The 24,646-nt window shown below is 62.0% G+C and carries 25 protein-coding genes and 1 tRNA gene; 11 read left to right on the top strand and 15 right to left on the bottom strand.

Going from position 1 to position 24,646, the window contains the following annotated elements; genetic code table 11:
• Nucleotides 1-16 precede the first annotated feature (16 nt).
• The 5 genes from FHS81_RS11895 to hemB all read right to left on the bottom strand — a co-directional run bounded on the left by FHS81_RS11895 (nt 17) and on the right by hemB (nt 4,669).
• Entirely contained in the window at nt 17-793 is a 777-nt protein-coding gene (locus FHS81_RS11895; RefSeq protein WP_183753242.1) for a lysophospholipid acyltransferase family protein, read from the bottom strand.
• A gap of 113 nt (nt 794-906) precedes the next feature.
• Complete coding sequence (locus FHS81_RS11890; protein ID WP_246374981.1) at nt 907-1,626, bottom strand: YdcF family protein; 720 nt, start codon at nt 1,624-1,626, stop codon at nt 907-909.
• A gap of 11 nt (nt 1,627-1,637) precedes the next feature.
• Nucleotides 1,638-2,633 (bottom strand): cell division protein FtsX, encoded by a 996-nt coding sequence (locus FHS81_RS11885; RefSeq protein ID WP_210281656.1) that lies wholly within the window; start codon nt 2,631-2,633, stop codon nt 1,638-1,640.
• A gap of 13 nt (nt 2,634-2,646) precedes the next feature.
• Complete coding sequence (gene ftsE, locus FHS81_RS11880) at nt 2,647-3,306, bottom strand: cell division ATP-binding protein FtsE (RefSeq protein WP_183753291.1); 660 nt, start codon at nt 3,304-3,306, stop codon at nt 2,647-2,649.
• A 286-nt stretch (nt 3,307-3,592) separates the two neighbouring features.
• Nucleotides 3,593-4,669 carry a porphobilinogen synthase gene (gene hemB / locus FHS81_RS11875; protein WP_183753240.1) on the bottom strand — a complete coding sequence of 359 codons (1,077 nt, stop codon included), beginning with the start codon at nt 4,667-4,669 and terminating at the stop codon, nt 3,593-3,595.
• Between the two features lie 290 nt (nt 4,670-4,959).
• Between hemB and FHS81_RS11870 the strand changes: the two genes are divergently transcribed.
• From FHS81_RS11870 to FHS81_RS11820, 11 genes are all read left to right on the top strand, one after another.
• Entirely contained in the window at nt 4,960-5,430 is a 471-nt protein-coding gene (locus FHS81_RS11870) for a DUF6163 family protein (RefSeq protein WP_246374980.1), read from the top strand.
• 285 nt (nt 5,431-5,715) lie between these two features.
• Nucleotides 5,716-6,939 (top strand): L,D-transpeptidase family protein, encoded by a 1,224-nt coding sequence (locus FHS81_RS11865; RefSeq protein WP_246374979.1) that lies wholly within the window; start codon nt 5,716-5,718, stop codon nt 6,937-6,939.
• Between the two features lie 371 nt (nt 6,940-7,310).
• Nucleotides 7,311-8,618, top strand: coding sequence for a serine hydroxymethyltransferase (glyA, locus tag FHS81_RS11860; RefSeq protein WP_183753236.1), 1,308 nt, complete (start codon nt 7,311-7,313; stop codon nt 8,616-8,618).
• Between the two features lie 10 nt (nt 8,619-8,628).
• On the top strand, nt 8,629-9,168 hold the full coding sequence (nrdR, locus tag FHS81_RS11855; protein WP_183753234.1) for a transcriptional regulator NrdR: 540 nt from the start codon (nt 8,629-8,631) through the stop codon (nt 9,166-9,168).
• On the top strand, nt 9,149-10,306 hold the full coding sequence (ribD, locus tag FHS81_RS11850) for a bifunctional diaminohydroxyphosphoribosylaminopyrimidine deaminase/5-amino-6-(5-phosphoribosylamino)uracil reductase RibD (protein ID WP_246374978.1): 1,158 nt from the start codon (nt 9,149-9,151) through the stop codon (nt 10,304-10,306). Before nrdR ends, ribD begins: the two co-directional genes overlap by 20 nt.
• Nucleotides 10,306-10,947 (top strand): riboflavin synthase, encoded by a 642-nt coding sequence (locus FHS81_RS11845; RefSeq protein ID WP_183753232.1) that lies wholly within the window; start codon nt 10,306-10,308, stop codon nt 10,945-10,947. Before ribD ends, FHS81_RS11845 begins: the two co-directional genes overlap by 1 nt.
• A 39-nt stretch (nt 10,948-10,986) precedes the next feature.
• Entirely contained in the window at nt 10,987-11,475 is a 489-nt protein-coding gene (ribH, locus tag FHS81_RS11840) for a 6,7-dimethyl-8-ribityllumazine synthase (RefSeq protein WP_183753230.1), read from the top strand.
• A complete protein-coding gene (gene nusB / locus FHS81_RS11835) occupies nt 11,476-11,940 on the top strand; it encodes a transcription antitermination factor NusB (RefSeq protein WP_183753228.1) in 465 nt (154 codons plus the stop codon). It begins immediately after the preceding gene.
• 211 nt (nt 11,941-12,151) lie between these two features.
• Entirely contained in the window at nt 12,152-13,162 is a 1,011-nt protein-coding gene (gene thiL / locus FHS81_RS11830) for a thiamine-phosphate kinase (RefSeq protein WP_183753226.1), read from the top strand.
• 316 nt (nt 13,163-13,478) lie between these two features.
• Nucleotides 13,479-13,554 (top strand) — tRNA-Lys (locus FHS81_RS11825).
• A gap of 714 nt (nt 13,555-14,268) precedes the next feature.
• A complete protein-coding gene (locus tag FHS81_RS11820) occupies nt 14,269-14,670 on the top strand; it encodes a hypothetical protein (RefSeq protein WP_183753224.1) in 402 nt (133 codons plus the stop codon).
• A gap of 237 nt (nt 14,671-14,907) precedes the next feature.
• Here the strand turns inward: FHS81_RS11820 and FHS81_RS11815 are convergent, their stop codons facing one another.
• The 10 genes from FHS81_RS11815 to rutA form a co-directional block, all read right to left on the bottom strand.
• A complete protein-coding gene (locus FHS81_RS11815; RefSeq protein ID WP_183753222.1) occupies nt 14,908-15,867 on the bottom strand; it encodes an ABC transporter permease in 960 nt (319 codons plus the stop codon).
• A 13-nt stretch (nt 15,868-15,880) separates the two neighbouring features.
• On the bottom strand, nt 15,881-16,933 hold the full coding sequence (locus FHS81_RS11810; protein WP_183753220.1) for an ABC transporter permease: 1,053 nt from the start codon (nt 16,931-16,933) through the stop codon (nt 15,881-15,883).
• The gene (locus FHS81_RS11805; RefSeq protein ID WP_183753218.1) at nt 16,923-18,473 is read right to left on the bottom strand and encodes an ABC transporter ATP-binding protein; all 1,551 of its coding nucleotides are present in this window, start codon (nt 18,471-18,473) and stop codon (nt 16,923-16,925) included. Before FHS81_RS11805 ends, FHS81_RS11810 begins: the two co-directional genes overlap by 11 nt.
• 32 nt (nt 18,474-18,505) lie before the next feature.
• Entirely contained in the window at nt 18,506-19,492 is a 987-nt protein-coding gene (locus FHS81_RS11800; protein WP_183753216.1) for a BMP family protein, read from the bottom strand.
• 3 nt (nt 19,493-19,495) lie between these two features.
• Complete coding sequence (locus tag FHS81_RS11795) at nt 19,496-20,821, bottom strand: amidohydrolase family protein (RefSeq protein WP_183753214.1); 1,326 nt, start codon at nt 20,819-20,821, stop codon at nt 19,496-19,498.
• On the bottom strand, nt 20,814-21,626 hold the full coding sequence (gene rutD, locus FHS81_RS11790; RefSeq protein ID WP_183753212.1) for a pyrimidine utilization protein D: 813 nt from the start codon (nt 21,624-21,626) through the stop codon (nt 20,814-20,816). Before rutD ends, FHS81_RS11795 begins: the two co-directional genes overlap by 8 nt.
• A gap of 3 nt (nt 21,627-21,629) precedes the next feature.
• Nucleotides 21,630-22,175 carry a flavin reductase gene (locus FHS81_RS11785; RefSeq protein ID WP_183753210.1) on the bottom strand — a complete coding sequence of 182 codons (546 nt, stop codon included), beginning with the start codon at nt 22,173-22,175 and terminating at the stop codon, nt 21,630-21,632.
• 67 nt (nt 22,176-22,242) lie between these two features.
• Complete coding sequence (gene rutC / locus FHS81_RS11780; RefSeq protein WP_183753208.1) at nt 22,243-22,632, bottom strand: pyrimidine utilization protein C; 390 nt, start codon at nt 22,630-22,632, stop codon at nt 22,243-22,245.
• Nucleotides 22,633-22,659: 27 nt separating this feature from the next.
• Entirely contained in the window at nt 22,660-23,397 is a 738-nt protein-coding gene (rutB, locus tag FHS81_RS11775) for a pyrimidine utilization protein B (protein WP_183753206.1), read from the bottom strand.
• Nucleotides 23,394-24,488 carry a pyrimidine utilization protein A gene (gene rutA / locus FHS81_RS11770; RefSeq protein ID WP_183753203.1) on the bottom strand — a complete coding sequence of 365 codons (1,095 nt, stop codon included), beginning with the start codon at nt 24,486-24,488 and terminating at the stop codon, nt 23,394-23,396. Before rutA ends, rutB begins: the two co-directional genes overlap by 4 nt.
• Between the last annotated feature and the right edge of the window lie 158 nt (nt 24,489-24,646).

The following is a 24,646-nucleotide window of genomic DNA, read 5'->3' as shown; positions in this document are numbered from 1 at the left end:
TACCGCTATAAGCGTTTCACGTTTCCGGTTTGCGCGGGGGTGCAGACCGTTCCGCCGCCGATTGTGCAGTAGCAAAGGCGGCATCGTTGCCTGCGGTCAAGCGGGCGCATTCATCCTCGATACGCTGTTCGAGCACGCCCACCACGTTCTTGCGTGGCAGGTTCTGCGGCAGCGGCGGCATGATGCTGACAACCACCGTGCCAGGACGGCGCAGGAAGCTTTGCCTTGGCCAGAAAAGCCCCGAGTTGAGCGCCACCGGCAGACAAGGCACTTTCAGGCTGTCGTAGAGGAACGCGACACCCGTCTTGTAGTCCGGCGGCGCACCGGGCGGGCGGCGCGTACCTTCCGGGAAAATGATGACCTGATGGCCATCGCGCACGCGCTCCCGCGCCGCCCGGGCCATCCCGGTGAGCGCTGACGCACCGGCTGATCTATCGACGGCGATCATGCCGACACGGCGCAGATACCAGCCGAAAAGCGGCAGCGACAGCAGCTCCTGTTTGAGCACGAAAATCGGCCGGTCGAAAATTGCCACGAGAGCAAAAGTTTCCCACGCTGACTGGTGTTTGCTGGCCACGAGCAGCCCGCCCTTGGGGATGTTATCCAGCCCGCGCCACTCCACGCCGAGCCCGGCCACGACGCGCAGCATCCACAGGTTCGTGCGTGCCCACGCCCGCGCAACCGGAAACAGATAATGCGGCGGAGCGGCAAGCAGCGGCAGGCACGCCACCAGCCACAGGGCGAGGTTGGCGTAGAAAAGCACGGCGAACAGCGCGGAGCGAATAAAAAGCATGACAACCGATTCCAGAGCCTGGCCCCGAAAGTTGGGTGCCACTTTAAAGTCAGAATACTCACAAACGGGTGGCGTGGACAGCAGCGGGTGAAGGCCGTTCGTCTCCCGCATAATCAGGAAAGCGGCTTTCTGCCTCCGAAAAGAACTGCGAATGGCGAATGCTCCGGATCGGTCTCCACGGACGTACGTGTGAATGCCGCCAGATACTTGACGTATTCCCACAACAGGAAGCGCAGTGCGTCACTGTCGGTCAGCCATTCACTTCCGTCCGATCGATGTGAGGTAACCGGGTAGGGGGTCAGCGCGACATTGGGCAGGACGTTCTCAAGCTCCAGCAGCGTGCGCGGCATGTGATATGTCGACGTCACCACGATGAGGGAGTGGAAGTTGTTGGTCTCCACCCATCGCCGGGTCTCGATGGCATTCCCCACCGTGTTCAAGGCGCGGTAGTCGAGATCGACGCAGCAACCGCCTTCTCCCACGACGGGATATGTCTCGGCAATCTCCGCGCGCGTCGTCGCTTCATTGACGCCGGTGATGAGCATGCGCTTGGCCCGGCCTTCGACCATCAGCGCAGCGGCATCGGCGATCCGCTGCGAACCGCCGGTCAGCACGACGATGCCGTCGGCGCTGGCATTGGCATCGATCCGATAGGATTCCACCATCTGCACGAAGGCGAGAAAACCGCCGGCGAGCATGATGCCGCCCGCGACAAGTAACAGCATGATGCCGCGCGACAACCGGCGCGCGAAACGGAAACGCCTTTCACGCGGCCTGTGCCGGCTGGAAGCGGAATCTCGGGCGTTCGCCTCGTTATTGAACTGCTCTGCCAACCGCAACCTCGCTACTGCAGCCGCGTCAGATACCGGCGCACAGTGAAGCCCGATACGACCGCAGTGACGACCGAGACGATGGCCGCCACTCCGAACATCGAGGCATAGCCGCCCCATCCCATTGTGAAGGCGCCGAACAGGGCCTGCAACTGATCGCCGCCGGCGCTGGATCGCCACCACGAGGATAGCAGCCCGGCCCCGACAATAAAGAGCACAGCCGCGATGCTTCCCCACAATCCGCCGCGCAATCCCATCTTGAAAAACCGCATTTCGTATTCACGCGCGATGAACTTGTCGTCAGCGCCTACGAAGTGCAACACATCGAGGATTTCCCGGTCACTCGCCACCGCCCCCCGCGTTGTGGTGGCTATGGCCAGCGCGGCCGCCGTCAGGACGAGCGCAACAATCACGATGGCAACCAGCACCACCGTACCGGCCATGGCCGAAAGCCGCTCGATCCAGTTGCGGTGGTCATCCAACGTGGCGGAGGGTACGCTATCGGATAGCTGCTGGCGCAACTCGCCCATATCCTCCACCATCGTCGCGCTGCCCTCGCGCAGCGTCAGCACGATGATGCGCGGGACCGGCAACTCGACAAACTCAACCCCCTTGCCCAGCCACGGTTCCAGCAGGCGCTCCGCTTCCTGCCGCGACATCACGTCCACCCCCGCAATGGAGGGGTATGCGCGCGCGATTTGCGCAGCTTGCGCGATATCTGCCTCGATGTCGCGGCGCGAATCGGGCTTGATCTGGATGGTCGCCTCGCGGGCAATTGTGTCGGTCCAGTTGCTTGAGGCAGTGGCCACGAGTTGCGCCGTGCCCGCCGCCAGCGCGGCAAGAAACGTCAGGATCGCCACAACCGTCACGAGCGCGCGGCCGGATACCGAATCAGGCGGCACCAGCGGCTGATTACGCACCAGATTTTCCGGTAGGCCAGAGGAGGGCGGGGCATCGCTCACAGGGTGTGCCGGAGCATGAGATCGAGAGGTGTCGGCATGATCGCTCATCAAAAGCTCCGACTCAGTCAAAAATATGGAGACGGCCGTCGCCAAGCACGAAGCGGCGCGCGTCGACGAGATCCATCAGCGTCAGATCGTGAGTGGCGATGATGACAGAGGTGCCGAGGCGATTCAGCTCGACGAAAAGGCGCAGCAACCGGCGCGCCAGCGCGGGATCGACGTTGCCCGTCGGCTCGTCGGCGAGCAGCAGTTCCGGGCGGGAAATTAGGGCGCGGGCAATGGCGGCACGCTGCTTTTCACCGCCTGAAAGCACCGGCGGCAAAACGTGCATCCGGTCGCCAAGTCCGACCCAGCGCAACAGTTCCACGACCTCCGCGCGATACTGCGCCTCTTCCTTGCCCTGCACACGCAGAGGCAGGGCGACGTTCTCGAACGTCGTCAGATGGTCGAGCAGGCGGAAGTCCTGAAACACAATCCCCATGCGCCGGCGCATGGCGGAGAGTTCCGGCCCGGTAATCGTGGAGATGTCGCGCCCGAACAGCGATACCAGCCCGCGTGTTGGCTTGAGCGACAACAGGATGAGCCGAAGCAGGGTGGTTTTACCGGCGCCTGACGGGCCGGTGAGAAACTGGAAGGATCGCGGCTCTATGGAAAAAGTCAGATCCCGCAGGATCTCCGGCCCCATGCCGTAACGCAGACCGACATTCTCGAAACGAACCAAAGGCCCCAACTCCCCATCCGGCCAGAGCGGCGAAGCCGCGCTCCGGCAAGAGCTTTAGCATGTCCTGACCGTCCGCGCTAAAACGCAAGAGGCGGCCCATGGAAAGCCATCCACACGCAAACGCGAAACCTTATGCCGGATTGCAATGTTGAATGGCAAGCATGACAACCGGCCGGGGCAGCATTGTGGCAAAATATGCGTGGGCGGGAAAGTTCACACGGCGCGCCGGACGCCTGCATCAACATGCGGGCGCGACGCGAAGTGACCGTATAGACGTGACCGTATATCAGCCGCGCTGTTCGCGCAGAAGCTGGGCGACACGGGGGGCGAAATAGGTCAGAACGCCATCCGCGCCGGCGCGCTTGAACGCAATGAGGCTCTCCATCATTGCCCTGTCGCCGTCAATCCAGCCCTGCCGGGCGGCGCCTTCGATCATCGCGTATTCGCCGGAGACCTGATACGCGAACGTCGGCACGCGGAAAGCCTCCTTCACGCGATACAACACATCGAGATAGGGCATGCCGGGCTTGACCATCACCATGTCCGCACCTTCTTCAAGATCGAGCGCGACTTCACGCAGCGCTTCATCGCCGTTGGCCGGGTCCATCTGATAGGTGCGTTTATCCCCCGTAAGGGCGGGGCTGGTGTTGAGCGCCGCGCTGGAGCCAACCGCGTCACGGAACGGTCCATAGAACGCGGACGCGTATTTCGCGGCATAGGCCATGATCTGCACGTCGCGGAAGCCCTCACGATCCAGCGCTTCGCGAATCGCGGCCACGCGTCCGTCCATCATGTCGGACGGCGCGATGACATCCGCGCCCGCCGCAGCCTGCACGATGGCCTGCTCCACGAGAGCCGCGACCGATTCGTCGTTCACGACCACACCGTCGCGCAACACGCCGTCATGGCCATGGCTGGTGTAGGGATCGAGCGCGACATCCGTGACGATGCCGATTTCCGGCACGGCAGCCTTGATGGCGCGGGTGGCGCGGCACACGAGATTGCGGCTGTTGAAGGCTTCCGTACCGGCCTCGTCACGCAGAACAGGGTCGGTGTAGGGGAAGAGGGCGATGGCGGGAATATCCAGCGCAGCAGCACGTTCGGCCTCACGCACGGCTGTTTCGATGCACATCCGGCTAACGCCCGGCATGGCCGAAACATCGATGTCCTGGTTGCCCTCCATGAGGAAGACCGGCCAGATAAGATCGTTCGTGGTCAGCTCGACCTCGCGCACAAGGCGGCGAGACCATTCGGCACGGCGATTGCGGCGGGGGCGCTTGGTCAAGCCCAGATCAGCAGCGGGGAGGGTGTCGAGATGAACGTCCTTGCGGCGCTCGAACGGTGTAACCACGCGACTGACCATTGCCTTCAATTCCTGTCCCTGTCGCCGCTCAAACCACCCGCTGCGGCGTCCGCGCCGATACTCCTATCACATAGGAACGGTTCAAAAAAAGATGGATAAGTCGTCGCAGGGGGATAATTTGCGTCTCACACCCGTCATCTTCGTTCCTGCGCACCGTGTCGCGGCCGTTTTGCACCGCGCACGGCAGGTCAGATATTTGACCTTGCCGGTATGGATGCCGCATGGTTCATACGAGATCGTCAGGCGCGAGATCGTCAGGCGTGCACGCAAACAGGGAGGAAGCCCGCGGAATGTCGTTCCAGCAGGAACATGCTCAGTCGGGCGATTCGCGCGTTCGCGAACTGCCTCCCCGTGACGTCGCCCTGCAAACGGGAGATGTGCGCGAGCGCACATTCCGTTGGGATCTCGCCCTCGTCTGGTTCATGCGGCTTGTTGCCGTGCTGTGGCTGGCAAAAGGGTTGACGTACTGGGCGATTCTGCTGGGTGTCCTGCCGTGGGCAGGTCCGTTCGAAGATCAGCCGCTGCAATGGCAATCTGCCGTCGTCTATTTCGCCGTAATCGACCTTGTCGCCGCCGTGGGCTTGTGGCTGACAAGCAGTTGGGGCGGCGTTATCTGGCTGATGGCTGCGATGAGCTATTTTCTGGCCGTCTTCGTGGCATCTCACGCAGTTGTGAGCACTCTGCCGGTGCTCGTGACGCTTGGTGTTCTCGTGGTCACTTATTTCCTATTGTCTTGGCAAGCCTCACGAATCGAGACCTGAAACGAGTCCGGAAGAGCCTTCGGCAGCCGGTAATGCCAAGGTTCGTGCGTGGCACGAATAGCGGCCCTGCTCATGTTTGCTTAACTTCGATGGCTGTAAGGTGTACAAAGTCACCAATTGAATGCGGCAGAAGTCGATGTTGCATATTTGAAGGGCGGCGGGCCACGGCGTGCGTATCAGCCGAATGATCGACGCTGCCAAGCCGACAGAGGCAGATTCGTGGGGGTCAGTTTCGTGAAATTTCAGTTCGCCAGTCTGTCTGCGGCCGTTGCCGGCAGCATTGCCTTGGTAGGGTCCGCTTTCTACACGCCCGCTGCGGCCCAGCAGCAACTGGCCTTCGGCCAGGCTGAGTGGCAGCAGAATTATGATTCCGCCCAGCGCGGCACCCAGACCCGCTCCAACACGCCGACCCTGTCTCCGGACGCGGTTGCGGCAACGGAGCAGGCTGTTGCGCGTTATCGCTCGCTCGCCGAATCCGGTGGCTGGGGCAAAATCGGCAACGATCGCCTGCGACTTGGTTCGCGCGGCCCTGCTGTGCAGGTGTTGCGGCAGCGGCTGGTGCTCTCGGGCGATCTGGATGCTTCCGCCGCCCGCGGCGAAGTGTTCGACTCTTATGTCGAGGCAGGTCTGCGCAAGGCACAGCTCCGCTACGGCCTCGCGCCTACGGGCGTGGTGAACCCCGGCACGGTCGCGGCACTGAACGTGCCGGCCGAAGTGCGGGTTCGCCAGCTTGAGGTCAACCTTGTGCGGCTGCGCTCTTACTCGGGCAACCTCGGCAATCGATATGTCATCGTGAACATCCCTGCCGCTTCGGTGGAGACGGTGGCGAACAACCACGTCGTAACCCGCCATGCCGCGGGCGTGGGCAAGGTTGATCGCCAGTCGCCGATCTTCAACTCGCGGATCACCGAGATCAACTTCAACCCGTTCTGGACGGTGCCGGCGTCGATCATCCGCAAGGATCTCATCCCCAAGATGCGTCAGGATCCCAAGTACCTGACCGACCAGAAGATCCGCATTTACAATGCCGAGGGTCAGGAAATCCAACCCAGCCAGGTGGACTGGAACACCTATGAGGCCACGCGCTACCGCTTCCGTCAGGACCCCGGCGCCGACCTGAACTCTATGGGCTTCGTCCGCATCAACATCCCCAACCCTTATGGCGTTTACATGCACGACACGCCGGCGAAGGGTGTGTTCGGAGACGACTTCCGCTTCGTGTCCTCCGGCTGCGTGCGCATGCAGAATGTGCGCGACTACATCGCCTTCCTGCTGGAGGAAAGCCCCGGTTGGGACCGCCAGAAAATTCAGGCCGCCATCGACTCCGGCAAGCGCATCGACGCACCCGTGTCGAACCCGGTTCCGGTGTTCTGGACCTATATCACTGCCTGGGCGACCCCCGATGGTGTCGTGCAGTTCCGCTCCGACATCTATGACCGTGATGGTCTGGGTCTTGGCGGGCAGATCGCAGCTCTCGAAGCTAACGACTCAGACGCATCGAAGCACTGAGCCACGTCGAAGAGCGAAGCAGCTAAACTGTATTGCCTGATCAAGTGTGCGTCCAATTCGCTTCGCCGGGTTGGACGCACACTGCTTTTCGGCATCGCGCGTAACGTCTGCGACCACGATAAACACGTATGACCTGTGTTGTTTGGCGCGTGTCGCCAAATGCGCCGTTGGCAGCGGCGCTTTTCCCGTGATACGGTTCCACCCGAGTCGTTCAGGTCAGGTGTTTTTGGCAGGTGTCATGCGCTGCGAGAAGCCTCGGATATACGATTCACCGATAGTATCGGACGATCCAGCGCGCCCTTTCCGGGCGCGTTGATCCTTCCGCTTGCCAGAATACAGGGGAACATCTCTCCCCATTGCGGAGCACGTCAATGAGCGCCACCGAAGCCAAGACCCACAACGCCCTTTCCAACAGCTTCTTCTCAGCCGGGCTGGCGGATAGCGATCCGGAAATCGCCCGCGCTATCGACCTTGAACTGGGTCGCCAGCGTGACGATATCGAGTTGATCGCGTCCGAGAACATCGTGTCCCGCGCGGTGATCGAGGCTCAGGGCTCGGTGCTCACCAACAAGTACGCGGAAGGCTATCCGGGTCGCCGGTATTACGGTGGTTGCCAGTTCGTCGACATCGCCGAAAACCTTGCCATTGACCGTGCCAAGAAACTGTTTGGCGTTGAATATGCCAACGTCCAGCCGAACTCCGGTTCGCAGGCCAATCAGGCCGTGTTCTTTTCTCTGCTCCAGCCGGGCGATACCTTCCTTGGTCTCGATCTTGCCGCAGGCGGCCATCTGACGCATGGCGCCAAGCCGAACCTGTCGGGCAAGTGGTTCAACCCCGTCTCGTACACCGTTCGTGAAGACGACCAGCGCATCGATTACGATCAGGTCGCGCGCCTTGCCGCAGAGCATAAGCCCAAGCTGATTATCGCGGGCGGCTCTGCCTATTCCCGTTTCTGGGATTTTGCCCGCTTCCGCGAGATCGCCGATTCGGTCGGCGCATATTTCTTCGTCGACATGGCGCACTTTGCCGGTCTGGTCGCGGGCGGCGTACACCCTTCGCCATTCCCGCACGCTCACGTGGCCACCACCACCACGCACAAGACCCTGCGTGGCCCGCGCGGCGGACTCGTGCTGACCAACGATGAGACCATCGCCAAGAAAATCAACTCGGCCATCTTCCCCGGCTTGCAGGGTGGCCCGTTGATGCATGTCATCGCCGCCAAGGCGGTCGCCTTCGGCGAAGCGCTCCAGCCGGAATTCAAGACTTATGCGCAAGCAGTTGTCGACAACGCGCAGGTGCTGGCCAAGACCATCGCGGATGGCGGCTATGCCATTGTCTCCGGCGGTACGGACAATCACCTGTTCCTCGTCGACCTGCGCCCGAAAGGGCTGAACGGCAAGATCGCCGAGGCGGCGCTTGGCCGCGCAAACATCACCACGAACAAAAACGGCGTGCCGTTCGATACCGAGAAGCCGACGATTACGTCCGGTATCCGTCTCGGCACTCCGGCTGGCACGACGCGCGGTTTCGGTACGGAAGAATTTGCCGAGATCGGCCGCCTCATCGTCGAGGTGCTGGATGGTCTTGCCGTTAATGGCGAAGAGGGCAATGCCGCTGTCGAAGCCGCTGTCCGCGAGAAGGTCAAAGCGCTGACCGACCGCTTCCCTATTTACGCGTAACCGTTCCAGCATGCGCTGTCCGTTTTGCGGGAGCCTTGACACGCAGGTCAAGGACTCCCGTCCTGCCGAAGATCACGCAACCATTCGCCGCCGCCGCACCTGTCCGGATTGCGGCGGTCGATTCACGACTTTCGAGCGTGTTCAACTACGTGAGCTGACGGTGATGAAACGGTCGGGCAAGCGCGTGCCGTTCGATCGTGACAAGCTGGAGCGGTCCATCACCATTGCACTGCGCAAGCGTGCGGTGGACGCCGAGCGGACTGAGCGCATGATCAACGGCATCGTGCGCCAGCTTGAGCAGGCGGGCGATGCGGATGTGACCAGCGAGCAAATCGGCGAACTGGTGATGGAAGGGTTGCGTCAGCTCGATAGCGTGGCGTTCGTGCGTTTCGCATCGGTTTATCGCAATTTTCGCGAGGCGCGGGACTTCGAGGAATTCGTCGGCGAACTGGCAAGCAGCACCCCGGCACTGGCTGGAGACCAAGAGGCACCGTCCAGTTGCACAACCACCGACAAGAAAACCGGCGGCGATGATGGAACGAGCGCGTGATCGGCAAAGCTTCCACGATCAGCGCTTCATGCGCGAGGCGTTGGCGCTGGGCTGGCGGCAGCAGGGGCTGACATCGCCCAATCCTTCGGTCGGCGTCGTTATCGTCGGCCATGAAGGTGACGTGCCCGTCATTCTGGGGCGTGGTGCGACGCAGAGCGGCGGGCGTCCGCATGGTGAACCTGTCGCCTTGGCGCGGGCAGGTGAAGCGGCACGCGGCGCAACGCTCTACGTCACGCTGGAACCCTGTGCTCATCATGGCCGGGCTGGCCCATGCTGTGATGCCGTTATCGCAGCCGGCGTTGCCCGCGTCGTCTCTGCCAAGGAAGACCCCGATCCGCGTGTAGCCGGGCAGGGGCACGCGCGGATGCGCGCTGCGGGCATTCAGGTGGATGTCGGAATTCTTGCCGAGGAAGCCGCACGCGCGCATCTGGGGCATGTCCTGCGGGTGACGCAGGGGCGTCCCGCGATCACGTTGAAAGTTGCCCGGACGGCTGACGGCTTCGTCGCCAGTGGCTCGCACGATCGATTGCTTATAACGGGGCAGGCGGCCAACCAGCGAATTCACCTGCTGCGCGCGCATGAAGACGCGATCCTGGTGGGGCTGAATACGGTGCTGGCCGATGATCCGTTGCTGACAGTGCGCCTGCCGGGAATGGATAATCGTTCGCCCATTCGCGTTATCCTGGACAGCAAGCTCCAGACCCCGCTTATGTCCCGATTGGTGACGGGTGCCAGGGAGTATCCGACATGGATCGTCACCACCGACACCGCGCCGTCTGCGGCTGAAGAAGCATTGCGCCACGCGGGGGTGGACATCATCCGCGTCGAAAATACTCTGGATGGCCGCGTATCATTGCCTGCGGCCTTGCACACACTGGCGCAACGTGGCATCGCACGCGTTCTGGCTGAAGGCGGCCCCCAGCTGGCAGATGCTCTTGTCGAGTCGGGGCTGGTCGACAACATAGTGCTTGTCACGGCACGCGGGGTGCGCTTGAGTGGCGCTGGTGCGACGGCAGGCCTCGGACGCACGGCGGGGCCGGAGCTAATGGCAGCGGTTTCAGACGCTGCTCGTTTCAGGCTCTGGCGGCGTGATATCTGGGGCGATGACGTGTGCGAAGAATTTGAGAGGATTGACTGATGTTTACGGGCATTATTTCAGACGTCGGTGAAGTCATCTCCATCGAGGCTTATCAGGGCACACTCAGCCGTTTGCGCATCCATTCGCGTTACGATCCGGCCACGATACAGCTTGGCGCATCCATCGCGTGCGGCGGCGCTTGCTTGACTGTCGTCGCTTTCGGCGCGCTGGAAGACGGCGCGTGGTTTGAAGTCGACGCTGCTGCCGAGACCCTGAAACTCACCACCGTAGGAAACTGGAAGGCCGGCACGAGGATCAACCTGGAACGGGCGTTGAAAATCGGTGACGAACTGGGCGGCCATCTCGTTTCCGGGCATGTCGATGGTCTGGCGGAGATCGTCGCACGTGATGAAATCACCAGTCAGGACGGTGCCGCCTGGGGGGCAACGACGCAATTCACTTTGCGCGCACCGCGCGAGCTGGCAGCGTTCATCGCCACCAAGGGGTCTGTGACGCTGGACGGCACGTCCTTGACCGTCAACACGGTCGAGGAAGCGCTTTTCTCGGTGCTTCTGATTCCGCACACGCTGGAAATGACCACGTGGGGCGAGAGGAAGACGGGCGATCACGTCAACATAGAGGTTGATCTGTTGGCCCGTTACGCCGCGCGACTTGCGGAAGCGCGGGCGGCGGGTTACTGACAGGTAGCATGATGCGACCTGCGTTGAAGGAGCGTGGACATGGCACAGTCGATCCGGCTTACAGATGACGATTTTTCCGCTGTTTCGGGCGCCCGGGTTCTCATTGTCGAGGCTCGGTATTACGCGGATATCGCTGACGAATTGCTGCAAGGCGCCCGCGAAGTCCTGGAGGCAGCCGGGGCTGATATCGAGGTGATAACGGTGCCAGGCGCGCTTGAGATCGCACCCGCGATTGCAATCGCTCTGGAAGAGGGGCTGGATGTCGACGCGGCGGTAGCGCTCGGCACCGTCATTCGCGGCGAGACGAGCCATTACGATATCGTCGCCGGCGAAAGTTCGCGTGCGCTGACCGAGCTTGCGCTCGACTATGTTCTGCCAATCGGCAATGGCATTCTGACGGTGGAGAATGTCGAGCAGGCATGGGTGCGCGCACGTGTGAAGGCTGACAACAAAGGTGGATTTGCGGCGCGCGCCGCACTGTCGCTGGTGGCTATTCGCCGTCAGATTGCAGACAAGGTCGAGGGCTGAATGTCGAAAGCGGAAAAACGCAGCGCGGCCCGCTTGGCCGCGGTGCAGGCGTTGTACCAGATGGAGATAACCGGCGCAGGCGTTGTCGACGCGACGGTTGAATTCGAGCGATTCTGGATCGGCAAAGAGGTGGAGGGGCTCGCCTTCAAACCTGTCGAGGATGCGTTTTTCCGCGATCTCGTCGCCGGTGTTGTGCGGGAGCAGAAAACCGTCGACCGGCGGGTGGACGAAGCATTGGCCAGAGGATGGCCGCTGCGACGTATCGAAACGGTTTTGCGCGCGATTCTGCGTGTTGCCGCGTTCGAGCTGCTCTTTCGCCGCGATGTTCCGCCGCGTGTCACGATTACGGAATACGTGGACGTGGCGCGCGCGTTTTATGACGGCGACGAGCCCGGCCTTGTGAATGCCGTTCTCGATACACTGGCCCGCAGTGACCGCAACGAGGAATTGCTTGCGCGTCACTGAGTTAGCCGCGTCACTGAGTTAGAAAAGTAACTTGTGTCCAGGTCGATCGTCGAGGTTGGACACAAGTTGAAGTAAAAAGAGTGCCTTCAATGCCTGACATCGTGTCGGAAAAGGCACTGAATATCGTATACTTTCAATATGAGCGGTCGAGATCAATCTGTCATGCGGTATAATGATCCGCACTTGACTTTATCGCATGTGAGGTTGCGCGATGACAGTTTCCTCGCTGAGCGAAGATGAATTAATCAGCCAGATTTTCGCACCCATTGCTGGCGATGGCGCTCTTGGCTTGCACGATGATGTGGCTTTGCTGCCTTCGCCACAAGGCTCGGAACTGGTGCTAACCGTGGATACAATTGTGGGCGGAGTCCACTATTTTCCCGGAGACCCACCCGGCGCGGTGGCGCGCAAAGCGCTCCGCGTCAACCTTTCGGATCTTGCATCGAAAGGGGCAGAGCCGTTGGGCTTTTTGCTTTCGCTTTCCATGCCTCCGCAGACATCACTGTCATGGATTGCGGCTTTTGCCGAAGGCTTGGGGGCCGATGCCCGCGCCTATGACTGTCCGCTGCTGGGCGGCGATACAGTACGCACGCAAGGGCCGGTGACAATTTCCATTACAGCCGTCGGCCGTGTGCCTAGCGGTTATCTCGTGCGTCGCACCGGCGCGCGCGTCGGAGACATCCTTGCCGTTACCGGCACAATCGGAGATTCGGCGCTTGGACTTGCATTGCGCCTGGCAGAAGAAGGACAATCCAACGGCAATCTCGGCTGGCGCGATGAATTGACGCCGCTTGAGTATGCGCACCTCACGCAACGCTATTTGCTGCCTGAGCCCCGCAACGCCATCGCGTCAGCGATCCGCGATTATGCCAGCGGGGCTATGGATGTGTCTGACGGACTGATTGGCGACGCACGCAAGTTCCTGCGGACATCGGGTGTCAGCGGACGGATCGACCTTGAATCTGTACCGCTGTCGCAGGCCGCCCGTGCGGCAATTGATCTGTCCCCGGAACTGTTGAAAACGGCTGTTACTGGCGGCGACGACTATGAAGTTCTCTGCTCTGTTCCGCCTGCCAGATTTGAAGCCTTACGCGCGCAATGCGCACAGGAAAATGTTGGATTGACCGCTATCGGAAAGGTAGAAGAGGGCAATGCTCCTCTGAGCGCTTTCCTTGAGGGTACTGAATATCTCATCGACCGCGGATCATATAGTCACTTCTAAAGCATAAATAGTTGCCTATAACCTGCCCACCGCTTGTTTGTCTGAAAACAGAGCAAGCCCCACGACAGATATGAAGCACATTCCGTGCGAGATTAGTCATGCATCATTCATGACGATATATGATGTTTTTTCACATCGATTCACAACTCCTTGCTCTGCCTTGGTTTCGCGTGGCTGTGGCAGCTGCGAAAACAAAAACAGAAAAAAATGTCGTGAATCGCTAGACAAGCCGGCAATGGTTTGGTAATCAGCAATCACACAAGGCGTTGGCCTGACGGGCAACGCAAGGAAATTTATTTCCTGATTCTGTGTCGATGGGCGCATAGCTCAGTTGGTAGAGCAGCTGACTCTTAATCAGCGGGTCGTAGGTTCGAGCCCTACTGCGCCCACCATCGACAAACCTGCTATAATAACAGGTTACACTGGAGTAGTCAGACACACACTTGCAATGCATGTTGCGCCAGGCAGCAGATAGGCAGCAAGGTTGTTACGGTGGATTTCGCAAACGCCGTGCTTTGTTTCCAAAAAACTGCTTTGTGCTGCGTCTCATCGTGAATTCATGCTATGCCGTGTCGAGGGTGCGATTCGTGTTGCATGTCGCATATCTTTACCACCTACCTAACAGCACCCCCGCTATCCCCCGCGCAAAATCCAAAAACCGTCAGCGCCGGATGATCGCGCGTGCATAGTTAACGCAGCTTATCCCCCGAACCGACACAAACGCAGGCATGACTGTTACGGAGATGCGCGGTTCTCATGCGCGGGAATGTCCAACACGATTCATGGGCATTGCAATGAGATTTTCATCCTATACGTCATAAAATCATTGTGCTTTTTGCGCTTTTTAATCAGCGCGGTCGCCTACACAGATGCAGCACCTTAATCGCTATCTGACGATGGCCGCTCCATGGTGTCAGGCTGCAACAGGCTGAAGCCTGAGCGCACTTTCTGTGAAAACAGGTACGAACTCAAGCGCCTCCCACTTCGAATTGTTAAGTTATATGAATAGACTATGGCATTCAATTCGTAGGTTATGATTCTTGAGATGAACGATGGGTAGGCGACGTAGATGGAGTAGGTGGAGCAAGCGGCGCTCTTACACTCCGGTGAGAACTTCAGCTCGTGAATTTGCTGCAAGCCACGAAGACGCAGTGCTTCAGCTTTCATACTTGCAAGCAAAGAAAGAGAAATATCTGAAAAATTTGCGTGCCATCGATAAAACGCTGGAAAAGATTAAAATCATAGAGCGTGAAGTTGAATTTTTCAAAAATAATGACAATAATAAAAAGAACATAATATTTTTTAAAATCCTAACGCGCGATGCTAAAAATATTCTTTCCGAGATGAAGCAACATATTTTACATTTAAAAGAAAAGAAGTATATTTTTGAGGGAGTGGAATATGAATCAATTTGGGCAATGCAATATCATATTCGCCAAGAACTTCAAGTTACCGAAGATCGTATTCCGCTCATGGAAAAAAAGCGTCAATGCTTGGGATCGGCATGATGCGAGCCTTCGCAATGAAGCGATGCGACATGAACTCCACAAGAAAAAAGAGCAAAAAGAGAAATGCTTTAGTGGATGAAGGCTATGTCCTCCTGAACCGCGCCGGGTTTTCCGGAATGCGATTGTAGAATTCCTGTGTGAGACGAGTGATTTCATCTTTGGTAAGCATGGGATTTGCACGGGCGCTCTCGAAAGGTTTTTCGGTGAGCCTATACGGTTCATCCGCCCGCGGAACGATCACCGCTCCCCGCGCCTGTATGGTTGCATCAGCGCTTGCGGAACACGGGCCTGTCTCGCCATGACGATCAGCGCCAGAATGGATATCAGATAGGGAACCATGAGGAACAACTGATAGGGAACGCTATCCGCGAGGACGGCTTGCAGCCGAAGCTGAAAGGCATCGAAGAAAGCAAACAGCAAAGCACCGAACAAGGCTCGCTCGGGTCGCCAAGTGGCGAAAACGACGAGTGCGATGCATATCCAGCCGCGTCCCTGCACCATGCCGGGAAAGAAACTGTTGAATGCCGACAAGGTCAGGAATGCGCCGCCGATCGCCATGAGCGCGCTCCCGATCATGACGGTCCCATACCGGATGACGACGGGATTGATGCCCTGCGCTTCCGCTGCGTGGGGATTTTCGCCGGACATGCGGATGGCCAATCCCAGCGGCGTGGCGCGGATAATGTAGGCAAGCAGGCCAGCCATGGCGATCGCGGCGAAGGTCAGGGTTGTCTGGCTGAACACGACAGCACCCCAGAATCCCCCGTCGAACAGGGATGCGATCCCCGGCATCGCCGATGAAAGAGGCTGGAAGGGCGTGATCGTCGGAGGCGTCGAGGCTGCGGGAGTCGTCAGGCGGAAAATGAAGTAGCCCAGGCTGGAGGCGAACAGGGTGATGCCGAGGCCCGTGACATGTTGCGAAAGCCCCAGCGTCACGGTCATGAGAGCGTGCAGCAGTCCGAAAGCCATCCCGGCCAGCGCGGCCGCCAGCACGCCCACCCACAGATCGGCGCCATTGAAGACCACCAGCCAGCCGGTGACGGCGCCAAAGGTCATGATGCCTTCAATGCCGAGATTGAGCACGCCCGCACGCTCCCCGATCAGCGCGCCGAGCGTTCCGAAAATCAGGGGCGTGGCGATGCGCAACATGGCCGCCCAAAGCCCCGCGGCAGAGAGGATATCCGTAAGCTCCGTCATCTCTGCAAGCCTTTCATGCGCGTATTCTGTATTGGGTGAAGAAGACGGCGACCAGCATCGTCAACAGCGACAGGGACACGGTGACGTCGGCGATGGCGGTGGGCACCCCGAGCGAACGGCTCATGCTGTCCGCCCCGATGAAAACCGCCGCTGTGTAAAGCGCCGCCGCGACGACGCCGATCGGATGCAGATTGGCGAGCATGGCGATGACGATGCCCGAGTAGCCGAAGCCGGGGGACAGGTCGCTGGTGACGTATCCCTTGACGCCTATCACCTCGATCGCGCCCGCCAGCCCGGCGAAACCTCCGGAAAGGCACGCGACCTTGATCAGCGTGCTCACAGGAGGGACGCCCGCGAACCTGGCCGCATCCGGGTTCAGTCCCGTCGCGCGGGTCTGGAGGCCGAACACGGTGCGCGATTGCACCATATGCAGGAGCAGGGCGATGGCGATCGCCGCCAGCAGGCCGATATGGAGGCGTGAGCGCTCGATGAGTTTCGGCAGCATGGCGTCGTCCGGCACGGGCAGGGATTGCGGCCAGCCGAAGGCCAGCGGGTCTTTCATCGGACCGTCGAGCAGCATGGAGACGATCAGGAGAGCGACGAAGTTGAGCAGAAGGCTCGTCACCACCTCGTCGACGGAGAACCGCAAGCGCATCCACAGAGGCAGCAGCAGCCATACAGCGCCGGCGATGGCGCCCGTGAGCGCCAGAAGACCGATCAGGACAGGCGCGGGCAATATCGTGCCCAACGCGCCCGATCCGACTGCCGCGACCGCGGCGGCCCCGAGGTAGAACTGCCCCTCCGCGCCGATGTTCCACACCCGGGCGCGGAACGCGACGGCGGCCGCCAGACCGGTCAGGATGAGCGGCACGCAGCGTGTCAACGTCTCGGTGAGCGCCAGCCGGCTGCCGAACGCGCCCGTTATAATCTTCAGGAAGGCTTCGGGCGCCGATGCACCCGCCAGCGTTATCAGCCCGCCAACGATGACAAGCGCCACCGCCACCGCCATCAAGGGCGCCAGCAGCATGAGGGCTGGCGAACGGCTTTCCCGTTTTTCAAGACGCATGGGCCATCTCCCCGGCGGATATGTCCCCGGCGCGCTGCCAGTCTCCCGCCATCATCAGGCCGAGCAGGCGCGGATCGGCCCGGTCAGCCGGTACTGGCGGCGAAAGCCGGCCCTTCACGATGGCCTGGACCCTGTCCGCGAGGCCAATGACCTCGTCGAGATCCTCGGAGATCAGCATCAGCGCGGCCCCCCGTTGCCGGGCTTCGAGCAGCCGGTCGTGAACGGCGACGACGGCTCCCTCGTCCAACCCCCGCGTGGGCTGGGCGGCCACGATGATACGAGGGTTGTCGAGCAGGTTGCGGCCAAGAATGAGCTTCTGCACGTTGCCGCCGGAGAGCGCGCGTATCCGGCGTGTGGGCGTGCCGCCGCGCACGTCGAATTCCGCCATGATCTGTTCAGCGAACGCGATTCCCGCCGCCCGGTCCACGATCCCCCGGCGGGAGAAGCGCGGCGACCGGATGCGTTCGAGCACTGCATTTTCCCAGATGGTCATATCGCCGACGACGCCTTCGCGGTTGCGGTCCTCGGGGATGCGGCCGATACCGGCTTCATGCACGGCCCACACGCTGCCGCCCTCGAACGGACGCCCGTGCAGCAGCAGATCGCCGGCGTCCGGTTTCCGTGTCCCGAACATGACGTCCGCCAGCGTCGTCTGGCCATTGCCCGAAACGCCGATGATGGCGAGGATCTCCCCCTCGTACAGCCGGAAACTGACGGTATCCAGAGGCGCGGCGCCAGCACCGGCGGCGCACAGCCCCGCCGCCTCGAACGCGATGGCGCCCCGCTTCGCCGCCGCGCGCGCGGGCCGTGTGACACGCCGGCCGACCATCAGTTCCGCAAGCTCGGCCTTGTCGGTGTCGGCTGTCATCCGCTCGGCCGCCACCTTGCCGCCGCGCAGCACGACGACCCGGTCGGCGGTCGTCATCACTTCGTCGAGCTTGTGGGAGATGAGCACGAGCGACAGCCCCTGCCGGGCCATCTGCCGCAGGACCGCGAAGAGGCGTTCCGCCTCCTGCCTGGTCAGCACGGCGGTCGGTTCGTCAAGGATCAGGATACGGGCGTCGTTATAGAGAGCCTTCAGGATCTCGACTCTTTGCCGCTCGCCGACGGACAGATCTCCGACACGCGCATCCGGATCGACAATGAGGCCAAAACGCTCGGAGAGGGCGACGAGCTTCCTTCTGCCCCCGGTCCTCGCGGAGCGGAAGGACCAGAGAGGCTCGGTGCCGGTCATGACATTCTCCAGGACTGTCAGGTTGGGCGCCAGCGAGAAATGCTGGTGGACCATGCCCACGCCGGCCCTGATTGCCGCCAGTGGCTGACCCGGCGGCAACAGGGCGCCATCGACGCTCACCGTGCCCTCGTCCGGTGCGTAGTGACCGAACAGAATGTTCATCAATGTCGTCTTGCCGGCGCCGTTCTCTCCCAGCAGCGCAAGGATTTCGCCTTGCGCCAGGCTGATCGAGACGTCATCGTTGGCGATCACGGCGCCGAAGCGCTTGGTGATGCGCGAGAGTTTCAGGATGGGTCGCGATGACATTGCCAATGCCCCGTTGCGCTGCGAGGGATCTGTTATGACGGCGGAGTTGTCGTGATCGGCGTCACGAACGTTCCCGCCTTGATGGCCTCGCGTTTCGCCTCCATGGCGGCTTCCGCCTCGGCCGGCGCCACTCCCTTGACGTAGACGATATCGTTGCCGCCTTCCTTCAGCAGGCTGAAGGGGGTGTAGTTGTTGCCGGTGGTCTTGCCCGCATTCACGTCACGGACAGCCGCATCGAGAATCGAACGGAAATTCCAGACGGCATTCGCGAAGACGGTGTCGGGATAGCGCGATGTATAGTCGGTCAGCGATCCCACCGCCCTGACTCCACGCTCCCTTGCGGCGTCCGCGGTGCCGATGCGCTCGCCGAACAGGATGTCGGCCCCGGAGTCGATGAGCGCGAAACTGGCTTCGCGGGCTTTCGGCGGATCGAAGAACGTGCCGATGAATGACACCTGATGTTTCGCATCCGGACGGACTTCCTTGACACCGGCGGCGAAGGCGTTGATCAGCATGTTGATTTCGGGAATAGGCATTGCGCCCACCGAGCCGACCGTCCCGCTCCTGGTCAGCGCGCCCGCCAGCATGCCGGCGAGATACGCGGCGTCATGGTTCCAGGTGCCGAACACGCCGAAGTTGTCGCCCTGCGGCTCGCCGCTCGACCCCATGAGGAAAGCGGTATCGGGATAATCGCGGGCGACCTGCCGCGCCTCCCGCTCGATGGCATAGGCTTCGCCGACGATAAGCTGGTTGCCTTTTTCGGCATAGTCCCGCAACGCCCGCGCGTAATCTGTTGCCGAGACGCCTTCCGAGAACTCATAGGTGATGATCCCTTCGTCCGCCGCCGCGCGAAGGGCGTCGTGCAGCCGGGAGTTCCAGGCGTTCTCGACCGGCGATGCGTGAACGGCGGCGACCTTGAGGGGTTGTTGGGCGCGCGCCGTGCCGGCGCATGCGGCCATCCCGAGTACAAGCCCGGATATCAGAATGGAGCGTCGGGTCAGTGGAATGCGGAATCTCATGGTTCAGTCCTTGTGCATGGGTGAGGGAGATGGTCCGGCGGAAAAAGGCGCGTAGTCGGCGCCGTTGACGGTGCGGGTGTCCGTGCCGAGGGTGAGCGTGCTGACACGCGGCTGCGCGCGGGCGATCACCGTCCCCCGGCGGATGACGACGAGACGGGTGGCTTTGAGGCGGATCGCCTCCAGCGGGTCGCGCGCTTGCAGGAGCACGAGGTCGGCGTTGCATCCGGGTTCCAGCCCATAGCCTTCGAGCCCCATGATGCGCGCGGAATTCACCGTGATGGCGTCGAATGCCCGATGCCGGTCTTCCACGCTTGCCATCTGGGCGACATGCACGGCCATGTGCGCCACTTCCAGCATGTCGCCGGAACCCATCGTGTACCAGGGGTCCATCACGCAGTCGTGGCCGAAGCCGACGGTGATGCCGGCATCCATCAGTTCGCGCACGCGCGTCAGTCCGCGGCGCTTCGGGTAGCTGTCGTGGCGGCCCTGCAACATGATGTTGATCAGCGGGTTGGGGATGACGCTGATTTCCGCTTCCGCCATCAGCGGAATGAGCTTGGACACATAGTAGTTGTCCATGGAATGCATGGAGGTGAGGTGTGACGCGGCCACACGTCGATGCAGGCCGAAGCGGATTGTCTCCGCCGCCAGCGTTTCGATGTGACGCGACTGCGGATCGTCGGTTTCGTCACAGTGCATGTCGACCGGCAGCCCCCGTTCGGCTGCGAGACGGCACAATGCGGTGACGGAAGCCGCTGCGTCGGCCATGGTCCGCTCGAAATGCGGAATGCCGCCGACGACGTCGACGCCCATGTCGAGGGCCCGTTCGAGCGCGGATGCCGCCTGCGGCGCGCGGTAGTAGCCATCCTGGGGGAAGGCGACGAGTTGCAGGTCGATGTAGGGGGAAACGATATCGCGCACCTCAAGCAAGGCTTCCGCCGTGACAAGGCGCGGATCGCTGACATCGACATGGCTGCGGATCGCCAGCAGACCCTGCGAGATGGCGAGGTGGCAGTAACGCAGCGCGCGCTCAACCAGCGCCTCGCGCGTCAGCGTCGGACGCAGCTCGCCCCAAAGGGCGATGCCTTCGAGCAGCGTTCCCGAGCGGTTGAGGCGCGGCAGCCCCAGGGACAGGGTGGCGTCGAGGTGGAAATGGGGATCGACGAATGGCGGCGACAGCAGATAGCCGCTGGCATCGATGGTTTCGCCGGCCGTCGCCTGCGCGGCGAGGCCCGGGCCGATGGCCAGTATACGCCCGTCGGCGATGAGCAGGTCGATGTTTTTACGGCCATCAGGCAGGCTGGCATCGCGGATGACGAGATCAACCATGGGTCGCGGCTTTCTCAATGTCGTGTCCATCGGGCGCGGTGAGGAAATCGATCAGGAGGCGGTTGAACAGGTCCGGCTGCGTGACGTTCACCGCATGTCCGCCACGCGGCAGCAGCGCCAGCCGCGCATTCGGCAGTCCCTGTGCCAGATGCAGGGAACGGGCGTGGGGCACGAGCAGGTCGTCTTGCGTTGCGATGACCAGCGCCGGCGTCGTGATGGCGTGCAACTGTGCGTCGATGTCGAAGGCGCGCAGGGCCTCTATCCGGCGCAGCAGGTTCGTCTGGCCCTGGAAATGCGCCAGCGCGTGCGCTTCCTCGCGCGAGAGGCGCTGCGGGTTGTCCGCCATCCATGCGGCGGGATAGAGGAACAGTGGCTGCGCGCGCACGAACGCTGCCACACCCGCATGCTTCAGCAGATCGATGCGCACGTCGAAGCAGCGTTCGGTGTGGGCATCGACCGCGCTCCATGCATTGATCAGCACCAGCCGGCGGACGAGATCGGGATGGTGCAGCGCGAGATGGAGCCCGATCAACCCACCCAGCGCATGGCCGACGAAGTCGAACTGCGAGAGGCCATGCCGGCGGGCGATGCCCAGCACGTCGTCGGCCATCGCGCCGATACCGCCCGTTTCCGGCACCTCGCCGCCCGTCAGGCCAGTGCCGCGATGATCGTAGGTGAGGATGCGGAAATGCTCGCCCAGCGCCTCTGTCTGCGGAGTCCAGTAGGCCCCCGCGCCGCCGAGCCCGGACGACAGCAGGACGGTGGGCGCGTTTTCTCCGGTCTGGCCGGTGATGTCGACATGCATGGATCAGTGCTCCGAAGCGGGCGGAGGGGCGGCAATGGCGTGGTAGTTGCGCTGGAAGTAGAGCAGCGGACGGGCGCCCGTGCCGCCGTCAATGGCGATGACCTCGCAGATGAGGAGGTCGTGGGTGCCGACATGGCTCGCCGATGCGATGCGGCAGTCGAACGACACCAGCGCCTCGTCGAGCGCCGGCGCGCCGGTTGCGAGCGGATGCCATGCCGCCGCCGCGAAGCGTTCGGGCATCGGCGTTCGACCGCCGAACAGGTTGCCGAGCGCCGCGTGCCGGTTGTCCAGCACGTTGACGCACAGCACGCGGTTGGCGGTGACGGCGGCGTGGGCCGACGAGCTACGGTTGAGGCAGACCAGCAGCGTCGGCGGGCTGTCGGTGACGCTGCAAACGGCGGTGGCGGCAAAGCCCGCCATGCCCGCCGCGCCATCCGTGGTCACGATGGTGACGGCGGCCGCGAGGCGCGCCATCGCATCGCGATAGTCCGTCATGCTGACGGCGGGCGTCGGCGGGGATATGTCGATACGGGAAGCGGTGAGCCGCATTGGACAAGCTCCGTGTCTTGGATGGTCTGCTCTCGTGACGGTCTGCGAGTGTCGCCGCAGCCGGCAATCAGCGGCCGCCGATATGGGCGACGGTGGCGATCTCGACCACGGCCTCGGGCTTCACCAGCCCCACCTGCACGCAGTAGCGCGCGGGCTTGTCGCCGGGGAAGTATTCCGCATAGACCGTATTGACCGCGCCGTAGTGGCTCCAGTCGGTGATGAAGATGTGGTTCATGGTGACGTCCGCCAGCGTGCCGCCGGCCGTCTCGATGACGGATTTGATCGTCTCCAGAATGTGCCGGGTCTGCCCCGCCGCATCGCCGGGATGGGCGATATTGTTGTCCTTGTCGAAGGCGAGCGTGCCCGACACATAGACGACGCCGTCCGCGAGTGTGCCGGGCGAGAAGGGGGCGATGGGCGTCGTGGTGCCGGGCGGCAGGATAACGGTCTTGGGCATGGCGATATCTCTCCTGTTGAGGATGTTTCAGTCGTCGGAAGGGGCTTGCAGGGCGGCGCCGCAGAAGTCGTTCACGGTGGAAACCCAGCCGAAGAAGGTTTCGACGTTGTAGACCGCCGCCTGCTGCATGAAGGCCGGGCCGAGATGGTGGGTGGCGTCTTCCAGCATCACGCAGAAGTATTCGAGGTGGAACGCATCGCGCAGCGAGGATTCCACGCAGACGTTGGTGGCGATGCCCACGAACACGAGGTTGCGGATGCCGCGCGCCCGCAGCACGCTATCCATGCTGGTGTTGAAGAAGCCGCTGTAGCGCGTCTTCGGCACCACGATGTCGCCGGCTTGCGGCACCAGGGCGTCGACGATGGCGTAATCCCAGGTGCCTTTCGCCAGCAGCTTGCCGGCCAGTTCAGGCCGCCGCCGCATGGTCTTGAGCGCGTTGGACTTGTGCCAGTTGGGCGATCCGGGGCCGCCAGCCTCGACATAATCTGCGTCCCAGCCGTTCTGGAAGTAGACGACCTGCATGCCAGCCGACCGGGCGGCGTCGAGCGCGCGGGCGATGTTGGCGATGACGCCCTGCGCGCCTGAAATGTCGAAGCCCGCGAGATCGACATAGCCGCCTTCGGTCGAATAGGCGTTCTGCATGTCCACCACCACCACCGCCGTTTCCGCAGGGGCGAGGGTGACGGGTTCCGGGCGGGCGGGCAGGGTGATGGAGCGCGCCGCCGCTTGCGGATGCAGCGCTGTTGCCGTCGTGTCGATGCTCATGCCGCCGCTCCCTGCGCGGGAAGGCTGACATGCGCGCGGCTCTTCATCAGCGGCTGGATGCGGGTGCCGAAATCGTCGATGCCCTTGAGGAAGTCGTCGAAGGTGAGCATGACGCCGCCGGTGTCGTTGACGGTGGCGACCTCGTCGAGCATCCGCGCAACCGAAGCGTAGGAGCCGACCAGCGTGCCCATGTTGATGTTGACCGCCGAAACCGGATCGGCCATCTGACGCACGTTGGTATCGCTGCCGGATTTGGTGTCGGCGGCGCCTTGCAGCCCAAGCCAGGCGATGGCCTCGGCGTCGGCGCCGGCCTTGTAGTTCTCCCACTTCGCGCGGGCGGCCTCGTCGGTCTCGTCGGCGATGACCATGAAGAGGACGAACGAGTCCACCTTGCGGCCGGTCTTGTCGGTTTGCGCGCGCAGGCGATCGACGGTGGGCGCGAAGGCCGTGGGGGTGTTGACGCCGACGCCGAAGCAGAAATTGTAGTCCGCGAACCGTGCCGAGAACTCCATGCCGGCGTTCGATGAGCCGGCGCAGATGAGCTTCATATCGGCCTGCGGGCGCGGCAGCACGCGGCAATCGTCCATCTGGAAGAACTCGCCCTTCAGGTCGCTGCGGCCCGTGTCCCACAGGTCGCGCAGGATGGTGGCGTATTCGGTGAGGTAGTCGTAGCGCCGGCTGAAGTAATCGTCGCCCGGCCACAGCCCCATCTGCGAGTACTCCGGCTTCTGCCATCCGGTCACGAGGTTGACGCCGAAGCGGCCATCGGAAATGGAGTCGATGGTGGAGGCCATACGCGCGACGATGGCGGGCGGCATCACGAGGGTTGCGGCGGTGGCGAACAGGCGGATGCGGCTGGTGACGGCGGCAAGTCCCGCCATCAGCGTGAAGGAATCGAGATTGTAGTCCCAGAACTCCGTCTTGCCGCCGAAACCGCGCAGCTTGATCATCGACAGCGCAAAATCGAACCCGTAGGACTCGGCCTTGAGCGTGATCTCGCGGTTGAAAGCGAAGGTTGGCTTGTACTGAGGCGCATTCTCGGACAGCAGCCAGCCGTTGTTGCCGATCGGGATGAAGACTCCGACTTGCATAGTAACTCCTCCTTGCAGCCTGTGAACAGCGACCGTGCCATCGGCGCGCGGCCTTGATGGCGATCGTCTTGCAACTTGCGTGCCAGAAGGAGAGTCGGTGGCCGGAAGGCGTTATCTGCCCCGGGAAGCGTGCCTTTGACTGGATGCGGAGGGGGGTG

The sequence above is a fragment of the Pseudochelatococcus contaminans genome, assembly GCF_014195635.1.
In the GTDB taxonomy this organism is placed as follows: domain Bacteria; phylum Pseudomonadota; class Alphaproteobacteria; order Rhizobiales; family Beijerinckiaceae; genus Pseudochelatococcus; species Pseudochelatococcus contaminans.
This window is presented reverse-complemented; position numbering and strand designations above follow the sequence as displayed.